Here is a 17,835-nt window from a genome sequence, read left to right as displayed (position 1 = left end):
ATGAAACAACTGTTCCTCTTTTTCCTGCTCCTGGCTGGTCTGCAGGCAACTGCCAGGCAAGCACCGGTCCGCGTGGTCATTGCCGGCTTAAGCCATGACCATATTCACCTGGCCTTGCGCGAATATGGCAAAGGACGCATCGATATTGTGGGAATTGCAGAGCCAAACGTTGCCCTGCGGAAAAAATATGCGGCGCTATACAAGCTGCCAGATACCCTTTTTCACGGCAGCCTGCGCGAGTTGCTCCTTCGCAAGCGGCCTCAAGCTGTGCTCGGCTATAATCCCGTAGGCGAGCACGTGGACCTGGTCAGAATGTGCGCACCGCTGGGTATTTCGGTCATGGTAGAAAAGCCACTTGCCGCAACGCTGGCGCAGGCCAGGGAAATGGAGCAATTGGCCGCACGCTACCAGATCAAGCTGCTTACCAATTATGAAACAACCTGGTATGCGAGCGTCAAAACAGTTTACGACGGGGTTCGTTCGGGCAAGATTGGCGGCATTACGCGAATGGTTGCACACGACGGGCACCGCGGCCCGCGCGAAATTGGCTGCAGCGAGGAATTTCTCGCCTGGCTCACAGATCCGGTGCTGAACGGGGCCGGAGCCCTGAACGATTTTGGCTGCTACGGCGCCGACCTCATGACCTGGCTCATGAATGGCGAAGCACCCCTGGCAGTTACTGCCGTTACGCGAACCTTTAAACCCGGCATGTACCCAAAGGTAGACGATGATGCTTCGGTTCAATTGGAGTACCGCACCGCCACCGGCTTCATTGAAGCCTCCTGGAACTGGCCGTTCGACATCAAAGACCTCGAGGTTTTCGGCGATAAAGGTTATTACCACGCCAGGGACCAGAGGCAGGTAACCAGCCGCTTTGGCAACCGGCAAGGCAGTACCATCCCCGCCGAGGCACTTTCAGCCCCGTTTGACAACCCGTTTTCTTACCTGAATGCTGTCCTGAACGGCGGGATCAATCCGGCAAACAGCCCGTCCTCGCTTTCCTACAACATGACTGTTATGCGCATTCTGGACGCAGCCAGGAAGGCGGCAAAAGAAAAGCGACGTGTCGTGCTGCAGGCACGGTAGTTTCCCTTACAAATTCCAATCAGTACCCAACAAAGTACAGCCGGCCGTGTTGTTTGATTCGGCAGGCCCCGTGCTATAAAAAAGACATGTATGAATATTGAACTTAGAAAACTGATCGATACTGATTATGAAGATCTCAAAGAATCGATGCTTCAGGCCTACGATACCCTGGGCGGACAGGCGTGGTCAAAAGCAAGCATCACGAAACTGATCAGGATCTTTCCTGAAGGGCAGCTTTGCATTACGGTCGATGAAAAGGTTGTTGCCTGTGCACTCTCCATCATTGTAGACTATGATGAGTATGGGGATAAACATACCTACATGAACATTACGGGCAACTATACTTTTTCCACGCACGACCCGACCGGCGATACGCTTTACGGCATCGAAATTTTTGTGCACCCCGAGTACCGGGGCCTGCGCCTGGGCCGTCGGCTGTATGAAGCCCGCAAGGAACTTTGCGAAAGCCTTAACCTGAAAAGCATCATTGCCGGCGGGCGTATACCAGGCTACCATGCTTATGCAGGTACGCTGAACCCGCGCGAATACATTGACCGGGTAAAAACCAAAGAGGTCTATGACCCAACGCTGACCTTCCAGCTGTCGAACGATTTTCACGTCCGTAAAATTCTCCGCAACTACCTTCCCGGCGACCATGAGTCGAAAGAATTTGCCACACTCATTGAGTGGAACAACATTTACTACCAGGGCATAGAGGCATCGGCCCGGTCTGCAAAAACGATCAGGCTGGGCCTGGTTCAATGGCAAATGCGCCTGTTTCCTGATATGGAAAGTTTTTATGAACAGGTCGAATTTTTCGTTGATGCGGTAAGCGGTTACAAGTCTGACTTCATCATGTTTCCCGAGTTTTTCAATACGCCGCTGCTTCAGCCCTATAATCACCTGGGAGAAATGGAAGCCATGCGCAGGCTGGCCGAAAAAACCGGCGAGATTGTAGATAAAATGCATGAGTTTGCCGTATCGTATAATGTAAACATCATTTCGGGCAGCATGCCGCTCCTGGAAGACAATAAGCTTTACAATGCCACCTATCTGTGCCACCGCAGCGGCAAAATAGATGAATACAGGAAAATTCACATTACGCCAAACGAGCAAAAATATTATGGCATGACCGGCGGCAGCAATATCCAGGTTTTTGATACCGACTGCGGTAAAATAGGAATCCTGATCTGCTACGACGTGGAGTTCCCGGAACTGAGCCGCATTTACGCCGACCAGGGCATGCAACTGCTTTTCGTTCCATTCCTGACCGATACACAAAACGGTTATACGCGGGTAAGACACTGTGCGCAGGCACGCGCCATAGAAAATGAGTGTTATGTAGCCATAGCCGGTTGCGTGGGTAACCTGCCAAAGGTGAACAACATGGATATTCAGTTTGCACAATCGGCGGTATTTACGCCTTCAGACTTTGCCTTCCCTACGAACGGCATCAAAGCAGAAACAACACCCAACACCGAAATGATGCTTGTGGCCGATGTCGACCTCCACCTGCTCGATGAGCTGCACCATTTCGGTACGGTCAAAATACTGAAAGACAGAAGAAAAGACCTTTACCAGGTAAAGCTCCTGAAATAACCTCCAGGCTCTTCAGTCCGCAGAACATGAAAAAGGCCCGGCAAATTGCCGGGCCTTTAAAATTTAAAACACACAAAAATTATTTTTTGATCAGGAACCACCACACCAGCAGTGCGATGACCAGGACCGGGATTATCCATTTTAAAATCGAACCGGCACCGTTGCTGTTGCGTTCTTCGACTGCTTCTTTCGAGGGGCCGGGGTTGTTCTCATGTTTGCTATAATCGTGCTCAACAGGAGGCGGCGTGTGTTCGCCGTGCTGATGTTGCGGATCTGTATTTTCCATAACGTTGTGATTAGTTTGATGTCTCATTAACAACACAAATGTTAAATGGTTTGGTTTTTAGCCTTAACTTTGCAGCTTAAATGGCAACGAAATCCTCTTCTTATGCAGCAATGATCAAGGCTGAAGCCACCCGGCTGGGCTTTTTTCAATGTGGTATTGCCCGCGCTGCGTTTCTTGAAGAGGAAGCCCCAAGGCTGGAGAACTGGCTGAAACAGAACGCCCATGGCGAGATGGCGTATATGGAAAATCATTTCGACAAGCGGCTGGACCCGCGCTTGCTGGTACCGGGAGCACGCTCGGTGATCTCCCTGGCCCTAAACTACTATACCGATCAGAAACAGGAAGACCCAGAGGCACCGAAAATTTCGAAATATGCCTTTGGAACCGATTACCACACCGTGATCAAAGAAAAGCTTTTCGCCCTGCTGGACTTCATACGCCAAAACATCGGCGATGTAGACGGCCGCGCCTTTGTAGACTCGGCACCGGTCATGGACAAGGCCTGGGCAAAGCGCGCAGGCTTAGGCTGGCAGGGCAAAAACAGCAATCTGATCAGTCAGAAGAAAGGTTCATTCTTCTTCCTGGCAGAGCTGATCATTGACCTGGAGCTGGATTATGACGAAGCTTTTCAAAATGACCATTGCGGCAGCTGTACCCGCTGCATCGATGCCTGCCCTACCGATGCCATTGCCCAGCCTTATGTGGTAGATGGCAGCCGCTGCATTTCTTACCTGACCATTGAGCTTAAAAATGAAATTCCAGCCGCCTTTAAAGGCAAGATGGATAACTGGGTGTTCGGCTGCGATATTTGCCAGGATGTCTGCCCCTGGAACCGTTTCTCAACCGTACACCAGGAACAGGCATTCAGACCCGCAGACGGCCTGCTTAACATGAGCCGGGAACAGATCAGCGAAATTACAGAAGATGTTTTTCGCAAAGTCTTCAAAGGGTCGGCCGTAAAGCGCACCAAGTTCAGCGGGCTGCAGCGCAACATTGATTTTCTGAGGGAAACCGATTAGCCTGCAGGTTAAAACAGCAGGCCCGCCCCCAGTGAAAATGTAATCATACCTGTGCGCATGTTTTCCTGTTCGCTGCTCCGCGTTTCTTCAAACACCGGCAACCAGGCATAGCTTGTTCTGAAATCGAACAGGAATGAAGGCTCCCGCCGTGTTCGTTTGGAAGACACCCACTGGATGCCCCCCAGTGCGCTCACGTTGAAGCGTTTTACCGGCGGCATGTATTCGAAGTCACGCCCACTGTAAGCCTGCCCATTTACCCGGTCAAAAGTAAGCTTGGCCGAATAGTCAAAGAGCCAGGCAGGTGCAACGCCGGCGTAGGCCCGCAGTCGTCCCTCCTGCGGCATTCCGCCCAGGGTTACTTTGACGGTAACCGGGGTCTCGGCAAACTCCAGACGGTAAGTGTAGTAATCATGTGCTCGGCTTGCGTTGCCATCGGCGTCATATACGTACAGGTCGGTAGGCCGGCGGTACGCCATGCCCCGCGGACTGTAACCCGCCTCAATATCCAGTGCCACCTGTTCGGTAAGACCTAGTTCGAGATTGAGCGAGGCAGGAATGCTCGTGCGGAAGAACGTATTGTAATCTGTTTTATAAGATTCGTTTCGCGCCCTGCGGCCAAAGCCGTCTACATTGCGTGTAAAAAAGGAGAAATTAACGCCAGATTTGATACCGAACCGTACCGTCGGCTCCTGGGCGCGTGTAACGAGAAAAGAGACCATCATAAGGCTGCAGAGCACCCCGGCCCTGCAAGCTGCGCTTTTGTTAATAGATTTCATGTTGTGTGGTGTTTAACTAAAGATAGCGAAACGATCTTGAGTTCGAAGTAACAATTTAACGGCGCTATTGGGTCACAACAAAGGTGTTGTCGCCTTTTGCCCGGTCAGGTACATACGTACTTCCCATGGTCACTTTTACGAGGCGCTTGCCTGTTACAACAGGGATAGCGATCTTCCTGTCGCCACGCTCCCAAACTGCAACCGAATGCCGCTGCTCCGTGCTGCTGCCGTCTTCAAAGAACAGCCTGAGGTGAACCGGTAAGGGCTTATCGCTCTTGTTTTCTACTTCCACACTGTAACCCGCGGCTGTTTTATGGACGGCGGTGAGGCCCATGTCGGTCACGCCCGAAGCATAAAACCAACGCTGCCAGAACCAGTTCAGGTTGCGGCCGCTGCCGGCATTCATGCAGTTGAAAAAATCGTGCGGTGTGGGGTGTTTGCCATTCCAGGTACTGATATAATGGTGCAACGCTTTGTTGAAGAGGGAATCGCCCAGCATCTCCCTGATGTAAAGGTAGCCAAGCGCGGGTTTTGGATAAGAGTTGGTAAAACTGCCGGCACCAGCAAGCTGGGTGGTTGGTGTGATGACAGGCGTATCGTTCTTCGTACCCGAGGTTTGCGCAGTAGGCGCAATGCCATAGTCGTCTGTAAAAGCGGGCTCGATGATGGGAGACAGCAGCCACTCGCCTATGGTTGCCCAGCCTTCGTCCATCCAGGCATATTTCGTTTCGTTCGTTCCCATGTAGAACGGAAACATGGTGTGAAAAATCTCGTGGGTGGTAAGGGTAATGGCGTCTTCGCGTTTATCTACAGGATTGTCGTTCACCATCATGGGGTATTCCATTTGGTCGAGTCCGTCGAAAACGGTTTCATGCGCATAGGGATATGGCCATCGCGGAAAGGTGAAGCTCATGGCCTGCACAGTCTTGTAGGCAAAGTCTACAACTTCGTAATAGTCCTTGTGCGTCGGATTGAAAGCCGCATCAACCCGGGTCCGCCTGCCTGTTGCAGAATCGACTACGAGACTTTTCGATTTCCAGAGGTAATGATCGCTCGTGGCGAAGGCAAAGTCAGGTACGTTTTGAGCTGCATACCGGTAGGTCAGAAACTTATCCTGGCGGGTGGCGCTATTTGCCTGCAGGTCTGCAGGCCCGATCACATCAATGGTTTGGTCACTTTTTTCGGCCTGTGCAAGACGGGCCGCAACCGATGAAGACAAAACTCGCTGCGGATTTTGCAGGTCGCCGGTAGCCCAAACCACGAAATTGCGCGGTACCCTGATCTCGGCTTTGAAATTGCAGAAATCATTGTAGAATTCTTCAGCACCGGTATATGGATATTTGTTCCATCCGTCGATATCGTCGTAAACGGCAACGCGGGGAAAGAAGTAAGCAAGGAACCAGGAACCATCATCGACTTTACCCGTACGGATGTGTGAGCCTTTATTGACCAGGTAATGGTAGTCAATGAAAAGCTTGATCCTGCCACCCGGAAGCAGCGGGGCGATTTCGCATACCAGGTTGGTGCCATCCTCCTGCAGCGATCCGGGTTCCATTTTTTTAGAATCGACCTGAAACGCGGTGATCTGAACCCCCTCGCCGAGGTCGGCAGCTGCAATTTTAGACTTTCGCGGCACGCCTTTCTTGTACAGGTTGGGGTACAGTTTCAGCCAGAGCTGCCGCAAAGTATCGGGACTGTTGTTTTGGTAATTAACCTGGACCTTTCCGTTCAGCAGTCCCGTTTTCGGATCGAAATCAATTTTCAGATCGTAATCAGCTGTATTTTGCCAGTATGATGTTCCGGGCTGCCCGGTTACGCTCCGGGTACCGCGGGCATAGGCCTGCTGAACCGCAACGTCGACGGGCAACTTGGTTTGTGCCGATACGGCAAGCGTAAAGCCGAGCAGCAACGAAACAAACAGCGTCTTCATTATTCGCTGAGCACTTCTTCCTGTGGAAGCACGCGTGCCGGCCGTCCATTCTTGAAGGCCTCGCGGGTTTTCAGCCCGAGAAGTTCAAACATGGCCATATCATCTACAAAAGCAGGATTGGGTGTTGTGAGCAGCTTATCGCCAGCAAAAATTGAATTTGCACCCGCCATAAAACAGAAAGCCTGTTCCAGTGTGCTCATTTCGGTACGTCCTGCCGACAACCGAACCACTGAATTCGGCATCACGACACGCGCCGTGGCAATCATGCGTACCATGTCCCAGATCGGTACCCGCGGCTGGTCTTCGAGCGGCGTTCCTTTGACCGGCACCAGGGCGTTAACCGGAACCGACTCGGGGTGTTTCGGCATATTGGCCAGGGTATGCAACATGGAAACGCGGTCTTCGACTGTCTCGCCGAGCCCGATAATGCCGCCGCTGCAAACGGTCAGTTTCGCCTTGCGCACATTTTTGATCGTGTTGAGCCGGTCATCATAGGTCCGGGTAGATATAATGCGTTTGTAATCGTCTTCAGAGGTATCCAGGTTATGGTTATAGGCGTACAAACCGGCATCGGCCAGGCGCTGGGCCTGGCTTTCAGTCAGCATGCCCAGGGTACAACAAACCTCCATATCCATATCATTGACGGCTTTGACCATCTCAATGACACGGTCAAAATCACGATTGTCCCGCACTTCGCGCCAGGCTGCACCCATGCAGAGGCGCGAAGCCCCTCCTTCTTTTGCACGCACTGCGGCACTAACAACTTCGCTCACCTTCATCAGCGCATGTACGTTGACATCTGTATTGTAGCGGGCTGCCTGCGGACAGTAGGCACAGTCTTCGGCGCAGCCGCCGGTTTTTATCGAGATCAGCGAACTGATCTGCACTTCATTGTAATCTTTGTTAGCCCGGTGTATCGAAGCCGCTTCATAAACAAGGTCCAGAAAAGGTTTGTGGTATATGGCCGCTATCTCTTCCCTGGTCCAATCATGTCTGGTTGTATGCATATTTTATCAGAATCTATAATAATAACTGGCTGGCTAAACCCAGCAGGAACAAAAATCCGAAAACATCGGTAAAAGTGGTAATAATAATTGAAGATGCAATGGCCGGATCAATCCCCACCCGTTTCAGCACCAGCGGAATGCCTGCGCCCGTGACTCCGGCAATAATCAGGTTGCCCGTCATGGCCAGGAAGATAACTACACCAAGCATGGTATTCATGTCGAAAAACAGGGCAAACAAAAACACGATCAGACCCGTTACTGCTCCATTTATGAGGCCCACCGTAAACTCTTTTAAGACCGTGCGGTAAGCCTGGTTGTCGGTCAGGTCATACAGCGAAATACGTCTTACCGTAACCGCCAGGGCTTGTGTAGCGGCATTCCCGCCCATGCCTGCAATAATGGTCATATAGGCAGACAGGACCGCAATCCGCGCAATAGTGGGTTCAAAATAGCGCACAACCGACGAGGCCAGGAAGGCCGTGCCCAGGTTAATGACCAGCCAGGGTAAACGCGATTTTACGGCTTCTTTCCAGTTACCGCTCAGTTCCTCATCTTCAGAGACACCAGAGATCTTCAAAATGTCTTCGGTGTTCTCTTCTTCGAGTACATCAATCACATCGTCGAACGTGACCCTTCCCAGCAGTTTCATATGCTGGTCCACCACGGGTATGCTGCTCAGGTTGTACTGCGAGATCAGCCGGGCCACTTCTTCCTGGTCCGTGTCATGATGCACAAAAACTGCATCTTTGACCACCAGGTCAGCAATCCTGGCCTCCGGTCTTGATTTGATGATGTCTTTAAGGGATACAATGCCCTGGAAAATATCTTTCTGATCCACAACGTACACTGTATAAAACTCCTCCATGTCTTCAGACTGGCGAATGATCTCGTCAATGGCGTCTTTCTTGTAAAGCACTGCGGGAATTTTGATAACCCGTGTGTTCATGAGCCCGCCCGCGGTATCTTCTGGATAGTTCAGCAGCGAGCGGATATGCGAGGCGTCTTCCTCGTTTAGTTCGTCGAGGATTTCGTTCTGTTCTTCCTTATCCAGTTGCGAGATCAGGTCGGTGGCATCGTCATAATCCAGCTCTTCAACAATGCCGGTACGTTTTTCAGGGTCGAGGTTCAGAAGCAGCTCTTCCGGGTGCGTTTCCTCGGCCATTTCAGAAAGCACCTCTGAGGCCTGCGCACTGTCGAGCAGGTTAATGATCACCTCTCGTTCCTCCTTTTCGAGGCCTTCGAAAAGAATGGCTATTTCAGAAGGGTGGTAGTCGCGCAGCAGGGTTTCAATTGCATCCTGACCTTCGGCAAGGGCCGCCTTCACCTTCTGTACATCTTTTTTATCCAACTCGAAAGAATGCATATATCCCCCTGTTTACCTGTTTATTGCGTATGCTACCTGAACCAGCCTTTCCGCCAGAAATAGATGATCTGTGCAATGGCGATAACTGCCATGACGATCAATGTGTAAAGATAACCATGTTCGGCATAAAGCTCGGGCATGTTTTCTTTTAAAACTTTGCCCGTAACGGGATCTTCACGCGAAAAATTCATTCCGTAAATGCCTGCAATAAATGTAAGCGGAATAAAGATGGATGAGATGATGGTCAGAACCTTCATGATCTCGTTCATGCGGTTACTGATGATAGACAGATACATATCCACGTTCGCTACGGCAATTTCTTTCAGCGACTCAATCAGGTCGATGATTTGAACGCAGTGATCATAAGCATCTTTGACGTACAGCCTGGTCTGGTCAGATATCAAAGGGCTGTCGCTGCGGATGATATCATTCAGTTTATCGCGCTCAGGCCAGGCCACCCGCCTGATGCTGATCAGTGAGCGCTTAATGGTCTGCGTGTCGAACATGATTTGCCGGTCGGGCCGTGCATACAGGCGGTCTTCAATGCTATCCAAACCCTCGCTCCAGGCATTGAGCAATACAAAATAATGATCTACGATGGCATCCATGATGGCATACATCAAATAACTGCTGCCGCCGATGCGGATATTTCCCCGGCCAACTTCAAGGCGTTTACGTACCGGTTCCAGGCAGTCTTCATAATTCTCCTGCAGCGTGACCAACACGCGGTCTGTCACGATAAATGATACTTGTTCGTTTTCAAGGTTCTGCGCAGAATCGAAGCGCAACATCCGGCTTACGGCGAAGATATAGCCTTCCGCATCATACTCTTCAAAAGCCGGGCGGTGGTAGGTACGGGTAATGTCTTCGAGCACGAGCCTGCTTACTTTGAAGTGTTTGTTCAGTGTATCGAAGACCTTCGCGGTGCCAAGTCCCTTAATGTCGAACCAGTAAAAGTTTTTTTTATCGGCCGATAGTTCCGCCACCTTGTCGAGGTTGGTCAGTTCCATCACATCAAAACTTTTTTCATTATAAACATACAGGCTGATCTTCGACTTGAGGGCATCTTCGGGTATGTGAACGAGGCCTGGGCTGGAGCCCGGCGCCGGCAGGGAATAACTGCGGCGCTTGTTTCGAACGGATGTTGTGGTGCTGTTGCCCATGTGCTGGCTGCTGGTGTTGTAAAAGTATGATAATAACAGCGGCTTCAGAAAATTGTTCCGACCCCCTACCCGTTCGTGAGCAGTACCCCTTTGCTCTGCGGCCCCTTGTTAAACAACAGGTCTATGATGCTGAGATTCGGCATAAACCCATGCCTGTCTTGAAAAACCTGGTAGTAAGATGCTGGCGGCGGCAACGAAGATTCTTTTTTCGGGTGGACAGAGGTCCTGAAGTCGAGTTCGGGGGCTACATCTGTGCGGTAGGCTGTGCTGAGCGTGAAAGAAATGTCGGCTTTCAGCTTCTGCAGCAGCCATTGCGTCAGCTCCATGTTCAGATCAAACAGGAAAACAGGTTTTTTCGCAAAGAACGCCATCAGTTCATCTTCATAATATTCAAAATAAGCAGAGCTCCGGTAACAGCTTTCCAGGCTAAGGCGCTGCAGGCGCGGCCAGTCAAAATCATAACTGATCCGCACATCAGTTATGCGGGTATGTACCTTCGCTCCTTTTACCACCGGCACGGTTAGATCGAGCCGCCCATTTGGCGAATAAATAGCCGCGCGGTTGCGGTAGGTCTGCTTGGGAAAATGCTCGTGCTGATCAATGACGATTTCCCCGTCGTGCCGGAGCATCAGGCGGAAGTAGTCGACCGGCGGCAGATAAAATAGCGGGAATATAGCCGTGTTTTGCATCTCTAATTGTTACTTTTGTCGCTTGAACCGTTTAAAATTGATGATGAACAGGGGGCTCGCCTATCTTGCTATCTCTTTGCTGTACCTGCTGTCGCTGCTCCCCCTGCCGGTTCTTTATTTTTTTGCAAGGTTAGCATATTATCTGCTTTATTACCTCATCTCTTACCGAAAAAAAACGGTCAGATCCAACCTGAAGCGCGCTTTTCCAGAGAAACCACAGGCAGAAATTATCCGCATAGAACGCAGGTTTTACAGTTTCCTGGCAGACCTGGTGTTCGAGATCATCAAAATGCCTTCGCTTTCTAAGGCCGAGTTGCAGCGCCGTGTCAGCTTCAGCAATACAGAAGGGCTTAAAGTGCTGCTTGACAGCGGCCGCAGCGCCCTGGCTTGTACCGGGCATTATGGCAACTGGGAATGGGCAACGCTGGCCATGGGCACAGAGATCAGGCAAAAGCTGTTGGCCATTTACAAACCACTCAGCCAGCCGGAATTTGACAATTTTTTCCTTAAAATACGATCGAGGTTTGGCAATGTGCTGGTACCCATGCGACAGACCTTGCGGGCCCTGGCCGCTTACCGCCAGGAACCCACGCTATTTGCCTTTGCAGGCGATCAGTCGCCGGTCAGGGAAGAGGCCCGTTACTGGGTCCCCTTTCTTCATCAGCCTACTGCTGCCCTGCCGGGAATTGAAAAAATTGCCCGGCAAACCGACCGGCCGGTATTTTATTTTACCATCAGGCGGCCCAGACGCGGGTTTTACGAAGTGCATTGCGAACCCATTTGCCTCGAGCCAAAACAAACGCTGGACATGGAGCTTACGCGCATGCATTTCGCCTGCCTTGAACAATGTATTAACGAACACCCCGAATTCTGGCTCTGGAGCCACAATCGGTGGAAACATCAACCTGCATAAATGAACCAACTGCCCGCTGTTGCCGTCGTGATCCTGAACTGGAACGGACGAGACATGCTGAACCGTTTTCTTCCTTCGGTGCTGAAGAGCCGGTACGACAACCTGAGGATTATTCTCGGCGACAATGCCTCGACAGACGATTCTGTCGATTTTGTGCGCAGTCGCTTTCCGGAGGTTGAAATACTTGAAAACAGACTCAACTATGGGTATGCCGGTGGCTATAACGCGCTGCTTGAACGTGTAGAGGCAGACTATTTTGTTTTGCTCAATTCAGACGTCGAAGTGCCGGAAAACTGGATCGCGCCGGTGGTAGCTGCCATGGAGGCCGACGATACCGTCGCCGCAGCCCAGCCCAAGATCAAAGCGTATAAAGACCGTTCGCGGTTCGAGTATGCGGGCGCCGCCGGCGGTTTTATAGACCGCTTCGGGTACACGTTCTGCCGCGGACGCATTTTTAATGTCGAGGAAACCGATCACGGACAATATGATGCCAGCGGCGAAGTTTTCTGGGCCAGCGGTGCCGCATTTTTTATCAAATCGAAATACTGGCGCGCAACTGGCGGCTTTGATGCAGACCTTTTTGCGCATATGGAAGAAATCGATCTGTGCTGGCGGTTAAAGAATCGTGGGCTTAAGGTGCTTTACGTGGCAGAATCGCAGGTTTTCCATGTGGGCGGCGCCACATTGCAGAAAGACAATCCGTTTAAGACGTACCTGAACTTTCGCAACAATTTGATGATCATGCAGAAGAACCTGCCAGCTGCCAGTGCCGGCTGGCTGCTTTTCTTGCGCATGTGGATTGATTTTGCTGCCTGGTGGCAGTTTTTGCTAACAGGTAAGCCAAAACTTACTCTGGCCGTTTCCAGAGCGCACTGGCATTTTCTCAGGGCGATGAGGAAAACTGCCGCCAAACGAGAAAAGCATGCCTGGCCCCTGCTGCAGCACCGGGGCGTGTATCATGGCAGCATTGTCTGGGACTTTTTCCTACGCGGGAAGAAAAAATTCTCAGCACTACTCAAATTCTGATCGCCAACTACAACCAAACCGTTATTCCGCACACTGGCGCACCGGGAAATCTTTTTAAGCCGCCTGCCGCCATTCCGAAAGCCAGCGCCTCAAGGAGGAATCTCGCTGTAGGCGACCGGACCGCTTGCGTTCTCAAAAAAACATGGATTACAGCTGAATAGCAGGAAGCGTAGAACTCCTCACCGCGCAAATACCCCCGCCAGGCAACTCAATGCCGGTTCCGGAATGACGAGCCGTGAGGGAAGACAGATCTTCGCTTTCGCGCCGAATAACAATGATGGCCTGATGGTCGAAGGATCCGGCACCTGGTCACTGCGCTTTAGTCTTTGTGTACTAAACAGCTCCGCACCCCTATCCTGGCTCCAGATTCTGCATTGATGATTCCAGTTCCATTTCACCTTTCCCCCTAAATTTCCCTATCTTCAATTATGATCAACTCGCCCCTCGTCATTAACGGAAGCGCCCGGAAGCACGGCAACACCGGCCGGCTCATTACTGTCATGATGGAAAACATGGAATTTGACCAGCTCGATCTGTACGATTTCAAGATCGATCCCTTTAATTACGAAGGCGACTATTCTGACCATGACAGCTTTAACGGCATTGTTCGGAAAATGCTGTTGTACGAAACGCTCATCCTGGCTACACCTGTGTACTGGTACAGCATGAGTGGGCTCATGAAAACTTTCTTTGACCGAATGACAGGGTTGGTAACGACCGATCAACAAACCGGCAGGCAGCTGGCAGGAAAAAAACTGGTGGTACTGGCCATAGGAACAGACCCGGAACTTCCGGCAGGCTTCGGGGAGCCGTTCAGGCTGTCAGCGGCGTACTTTGATATGCAGTACGCGGGAACGCTTTATCTGAATTCAGATACAGGTATCCGGTCAAATGAACCGGATACCTGGAAAAAATTACTTTCTGGCTTTTGATCCCATGTAAAACGTGATCTTCCCGCCTTTCAGAATGTCGCTGTGGTTTAGTGTGAAATTTTCTACAGCTTTGCCGTTCAGCAGCACTTTCTGTACATAAACATTCTTGTCGCTTTGGTTAATGGCCTCCACCTCGAAACTTTTGCCGTTCTCAAGTTTGATAACCGCATTTTTTACAGAAGGGCTTCCGAGGGCATATTGCTCTGATCCCGGCGCTACCGGATAAAATCCCATCGACGAAAACATGTACCAGGCGCTCATTTGTCCGCAGTCGTCGTTTCCGCCCAATCCGTCGGCCGTAGGCTTGTACTGCATTTTCAGGATCATGCGGATACGCTGCTGCGTTTTCCAGGGCTGCCCGGCCCAGTTGTACAGGTAGGCCACGTGGTGAGCAGGCTCATTGCCATGAACATATCCGCCAATGATCCCTTCGCGTGTAATATCTTCGGTGTCTGCAAAAAACTTGTCGGGCAGGTGCATCGTAAAAAGCGTATCAAGTTTAGAAGCGAAATTTTTCTTGCCACCCATCATCTCGATCAGTTGTTCAGGCTGATGAGGCACGAAGAAACTGTAGTTCCAGGAATTTCCTTCTATAAAGCCCTGACCATGGGTACTTAAAATATCGAACTCTTTCTTGAATGACCCGTCTGCCAGTTTAGGGCGCATGAAACCGATGCTGCTGTCAAAATTGTTTTTCCAGTTGCCGGCACGTTTGCTGAATTCTTCGTAGATATCGTTTCTGTTCAGGCGTTTGGCCATCTGGGCAATGCACCAGTCATCGTAGGCATACTCAAGTGTGTTGGAAACCGAGACGCCACTTTTTTCGGCCGGAATATAGCCGAGGTCCATATAGTAACCGATTCCTTCGTAACTGCGGTGACGCGCAGTCGTCACGCAGGCATCGAGCGCTTTATTCACATCTCCCTTGTATACCCCTTTGATCACGGCATCGGCAATGACCGAAACGCTGTGGTAGCCGCTCATACACCAGTTATCATTGGCGTAATGCGACCAGATGGGCAGCATTTTCAATGCACTCTGGTCGTAGTGCGCCAGCATGGAGTGTACCATGTCATTGTTGCGAGCGGGCTGTAGCAGGTTAAAGAAGGGGTGCAGGGCACGGTAAGTATCCCAAAGGGAAAACGTCGTGTAATTGTTAAAACCTTCTGCCTTATGTACGTTTTGATCGAGGCCTTTGTACTGGCCGTCGGTGTCCATGTACAGCGTAGGGTTCACGAAAGCATGGTACAACGCTGTATAAAAATTGATCTTGTCGTTTTCTGAAGTGTTCACCACGATTTTGTTCAACTCTTTGTTCCAGCTGTCCTGGGCCTGCTTTTTTACCGCCTCGAAATCCCAGCCTGGTACTTCCTGCTGCAGGTTGCGCAGCGCACCCTCCTGACTTACAGGCGAAAGCGCAAATTTGATCTTTACCTTTTCGTTAGCCGCCGTGCTGAAATCAAAATACATACGGAAACGTTTGCCCGCCAGTTCAGGGAAATTCTTGGTCTGGTCAAATTTTCCCCAGAAACCGCGGTATACCTGCCGTGTATCGTAATTCTTCTGTCCGTATGATTTGAATGGTTTTGAAAAGGTCATTGCGAAATAGACCGTGCGTGTCCTGGCCCAGCCGTTGGTTTGCCTGTAACCGGTAACCAAAGTGTCGTTGACCACCCTGACGTAGGTCCAGACATTTTTATCGTCATAGTTGTAGATACCCGACATCAGGTCCAGGATAATATGCGACTCATCTGACTTTGGGAAGGTATACTGATGCATGCCTACCCGCTGCGACGTTGTTAGCTCTGCTGTAATGTTGTGGTCGTCAAGCTTGACCTTGTAATACCCCGCTTGGGAAGTTTCGTTCTGATGGCTGAATGCCGAACGAAAGCCCGACCCCGGATCATTCGCCGTGCCGGGGTTCAGCTGCAGGGGTCCCTGGGTGGGCATAATCAGAAAATCGCCCAGGTCGGAATGCCCGGTACCGCTGAAATGCGTGTGACTGAATCCAACGATTGTTTTGTCTTCATATTTATAGCCGGCACAGTATTTATATACCTCGCCGTTGTACTTACCATTTTTTTCGTATGGTATGGTATCGGTATCGGGACTAAGCTGTACCGCGCCGAATGGCACGGTGGCGCCGGGAAACGTATGGCCCATTTTTTCGGTTCCGATAATGGGTCTGACATATTTTACCAGGTTTTGCTGCGCATGTGCAGCGACGCTGCTGAGAATGAGCAGGCCGCTTAGAGTTTTACGGATCATTGTTCGCTTATAATATTTATCTAAGGTATCTATTTTGCAGAAAAGTCAAAGAAAATTAGCTGCTATATCGTTTAACTTGCCAAAAAATGACCCTCATGCTTTTGACAGCCGACTGACCCGCAAACACGCAATCTTACAATAAAAACCGCTATTTTTGCCTTAATTATTTTAAGATGAGCAAACACGGAAGAATATTGGTGGCCATGAGCGGTGGCGTAGACAGCTCTGTAGCTGCTGTGATGCTGCACGAGCAGGGTTACGAGGTGATCGGCCTGACGATGAAGACATGGGACTATGCCACATCGGGCTCAGACAGCAAGGAAACCGGCTGCTGCAGCCTGGACAGCATCAATGATGCGCGTACCCTGGCTGTTAACTATGGATTTCCGCACTACATTCTCGATATCCGTGATGAATTCGGCGACTTTGTTATCGACAACTTTGTTGATGAGTACCTGGCAGGCCGCACACCCAATCCATGCGTGCTGTGCAATACACACATCAAATGGGAAGCCTTACTAAAACGGGCCAATAAACTCGACTGCGAATTTATAGCCACCGGCCACTATGCGAACATCCGGCAGCATGACAACAGCCGGTATGTCATTTCCAAAGGTAAAGATGAGAACAAAGACCAGAGTTATGTATTGTGGGGCGTTTCGCAGGAAAACTTAAAGCGAACCAAATTTCCGCTTGGTAGTTTTTCGAAAGCCGAGATCAGGCAGATGGCGCTTGATATGGGCCAGGAAGAACTGGCTAAAAAAAGCGAAAGCTATGAAATCTGTTTTGTTCCCGATAACGACTACCGGGCCTTTCTGAAACACCGGGTTCCCGAACTTGAGGAGCAGGTCTCTGGCGGGAATTTTATACTCACCAACGGCATGGTGGTTGGCCAGCATAAAGGTTATCCCTTTTATACCATCGGGCAGCGCAAAGGCCTGGGTATTGCACTGGGCGAGCCTATGTTTGTTACACAAATTCTTCCTGAAAGCAATACGGTTGTATTGGGACGCGCCGACGAGCTGGAGCGAACAGAGGCCATGGTGCGTAACCTCAACCTGATCAAATACGATCGGATTGACGAACCGATGGCTGAGGTGGTCACGAAAATCAGGTACAAGGATGCCGGCTCGCTGAGCACCATTGTACAGGAAAAGGACCGCATGCGCGTCGTGTTCGATCACGCTGTCTCTGCCATTGCCCCAGGCCAGTCGGCTGTTTTTTACGAAGGCAACGACCTGTTGGGCGGCGGCTTCCTTGTTTAACCATGGTTATGAAACACCTCCTGATCACGACTTTTCTGGCCTGCACTTTCTTTGTCGCTGCTGCGCAGGATGACGAAAAAGCAGGTCGCTTTCTCGCCAACTGCAGCTGGATCAGTGCTGAGAGCCACCAGCGTTACAGCAGCCTGCCAGACTACCAGGGTAAACTGATGCAGTTTGCCATTGCGGTGAAAGTAAATAAGGCGGGCCTTGCAGAACAGGTGCTGCTTTTTGATAAAGACCAGTTGCTGGACAGCATTCTCAGAGAAAAAACTGCCACAGCAGAGATCATGGCAGAAAAAAGTGCTTTTGCGAATGTCCCGGGCAGTGTTGTGGTGTGTTACGTGACTCTGCAAAACATGCATGCCGAACCAGAAAATAAAGCCCGCAACCCCGATCCCCGGATCCGGGCACAGGCGCTTGAGAAACTCAGGCCGTTTTCAACAGTGCGAATTATAGACCCGTTTATCATTGCGATGGGTGCTTTGTAACCAGCTGCACAGGTTTACGGCCAAA

General features: G+C 50.8%; 16 protein-coding genes. 8 read left to right on the top strand and 8 right to left on the bottom strand.

Annotated elements, in window-relative coordinates:
* A complete protein-coding gene (locus tag C7T94_RS10070) occupies nt 1-1,086 on the top strand; it encodes a Gfo/Idh/MocA family protein (RefSeq protein ID WP_107215222.1) in 1,086 nt (361 codons plus the stop codon).
* A gap of 90 nt (nt 1,087-1,176) precedes the next feature.
* Nucleotides 1,177-2,685, top strand: a complete 1,509-nt coding sequence (locus tag C7T94_RS10065) for a carbon-nitrogen hydrolase family protein (protein WP_107215221.1) — start codon at nt 1,177-1,179, stop codon at nt 2,683-2,685.
* Nucleotides 2,686-2,764: 79 nt separating this feature from the next.
* Here C7T94_RS10065 and C7T94_RS10060 read toward each other — a convergent pair whose 3' ends face one another.
* Nucleotides 2,765-2,971 (bottom strand): hypothetical protein, encoded by a 207-nt coding sequence (locus C7T94_RS10060; RefSeq protein WP_107215220.1) that lies wholly within the window; start codon nt 2,969-2,971, stop codon nt 2,765-2,767.
* 80 nt (nt 2,972-3,051) lie between these two features.
* On the opposite strand from C7T94_RS10060, the gene queG reads away from it, so the two are divergent.
* On the top strand, nt 3,052-3,990 hold the full coding sequence (queG, locus tag C7T94_RS10055) for a tRNA epoxyqueuosine(34) reductase QueG (protein ID WP_107215219.1): 939 nt from the start codon (nt 3,052-3,054) through the stop codon (nt 3,988-3,990).
* Nucleotides 3,991-3,998: 8 nt separating this feature from the next.
* Here queG and C7T94_RS10050 read toward each other — a convergent pair whose 3' ends face one another.
* The 6 genes from C7T94_RS10050 to C7T94_RS10025 all read right to left on the bottom strand — a co-directional run bounded on the left by C7T94_RS10050 (nt 3,999) and on the right by C7T94_RS10025 (nt 10,918).
* Complete coding sequence (locus C7T94_RS10050; protein WP_107215218.1) at nt 3,999-4,766, bottom strand: outer membrane beta-barrel protein; 768 nt, start codon at nt 4,764-4,766, stop codon at nt 3,999-4,001.
* Nucleotides 4,767-4,830: 64 nt separating this feature from the next.
* Entirely contained in the window at nt 4,831-6,696 is a 1,866-nt protein-coding gene (locus C7T94_RS10045; RefSeq protein ID WP_107215217.1) for a M1 family metallopeptidase, read from the bottom strand.
* The gene (gene bioB, locus C7T94_RS10040) at nt 6,696-7,703 is read right to left on the bottom strand and encodes a biotin synthase BioB (protein WP_107215216.1); all 1,008 of its coding nucleotides are present in this window, start codon (nt 7,701-7,703) and stop codon (nt 6,696-6,698) included. Before bioB ends, C7T94_RS10045 begins: the two co-directional genes overlap by 1 nt.
* Nucleotides 7,704-7,716: 13 nt before the next feature.
* A complete protein-coding gene (gene mgtE / locus C7T94_RS10035; RefSeq protein ID WP_107215215.1) occupies nt 7,717-9,066 on the bottom strand; it encodes a magnesium transporter in 1,350 nt (449 codons plus the stop codon).
* 32 nt (nt 9,067-9,098) lie between these two features.
* On the bottom strand, nt 9,099-10,229 hold the full coding sequence (corA, locus tag C7T94_RS10030; protein ID WP_107215214.1) for a magnesium/cobalt transporter CorA: 1,131 nt from the start codon (nt 10,227-10,229) through the stop codon (nt 9,099-9,101).
* Nucleotides 10,230-10,294: 65 nt separating this feature from the next.
* Nucleotides 10,295-10,918, bottom strand: coding sequence for a WbqC family protein (locus tag C7T94_RS10025; protein ID WP_107215213.1), 624 nt, complete (start codon nt 10,916-10,918; stop codon nt 10,295-10,297).
* Between the two features lie 22 nt (nt 10,919-10,940).
* On the opposite strand from C7T94_RS10025, the gene C7T94_RS10020 reads away from it, so the two are divergent.
* From C7T94_RS10020 to C7T94_RS10010, 3 genes are all read left to right on the top strand, one after another.
* Nucleotides 10,941-11,831 carry a lysophospholipid acyltransferase family protein gene (locus C7T94_RS10020; protein ID WP_239494979.1) on the top strand — a complete coding sequence of 297 codons (891 nt, stop codon included), beginning with the start codon at nt 10,941-10,943 and terminating at the stop codon, nt 11,829-11,831.
* Nucleotides 11,832-12,857 carry a glycosyltransferase family 2 protein gene (locus C7T94_RS10015; protein WP_107215211.1) on the top strand — a complete coding sequence of 342 codons (1,026 nt, stop codon included), beginning with the start codon at nt 11,832-11,834 and terminating at the stop codon, nt 12,855-12,857.
* Between the two features lie 428 nt (nt 12,858-13,285).
* The gene (locus C7T94_RS10010) at nt 13,286-13,789 is read left to right on the top strand and encodes a flavodoxin family protein (protein ID WP_107215210.1); all 504 of its coding nucleotides are present in this window, start codon (nt 13,286-13,288) and stop codon (nt 13,787-13,789) included.
* On the opposite strand, the gene C7T94_RS10005 is transcribed toward C7T94_RS10010, so the two are convergent.
* Nucleotides 13,772-16,057 carry a GH92 family glycosyl hydrolase gene (locus tag C7T94_RS10005; protein WP_107215209.1) on the bottom strand — a complete coding sequence of 762 codons (2,286 nt, stop codon included), beginning with the start codon at nt 16,055-16,057 and terminating at the stop codon, nt 13,772-13,774. The two genes, C7T94_RS10010 and C7T94_RS10005, sit on opposite strands and share 18 nt — an antisense overlap.
* Before the next feature lie 173 nt (nt 16,058-16,230).
* Between C7T94_RS10005 and mnmA the strand changes: the two genes are divergently transcribed.
* Entirely contained in the window at nt 16,231-17,322 is a 1,092-nt protein-coding gene (mnmA, locus tag C7T94_RS10000; RefSeq protein WP_107215208.1) for a tRNA 2-thiouridine(34) synthase MnmA, read from the top strand.
* Between the two features lie 8 nt (nt 17,323-17,330).
* Nucleotides 17,331-17,810 (top strand): hypothetical protein, encoded by a 480-nt coding sequence (locus C7T94_RS09995; protein ID WP_162618644.1) that lies wholly within the window; start codon nt 17,331-17,333, stop codon nt 17,808-17,810.
* Nucleotides 17,811-17,835: the final 25 nt, after the last annotated feature.

The organism is Pedobacter yulinensis (assembly GCF_003029735.1).
GTDB lineage: Bacteria > Bacteroidota > Bacteroidia > Sphingobacteriales > Sphingobacteriaceae > Pedobacter > Pedobacter yulinensis.
The sequence above is the reverse complement of the archived record's forward strand: the minus strand, read 5'-3'. Positions and strand labels throughout refer to the sequence as shown.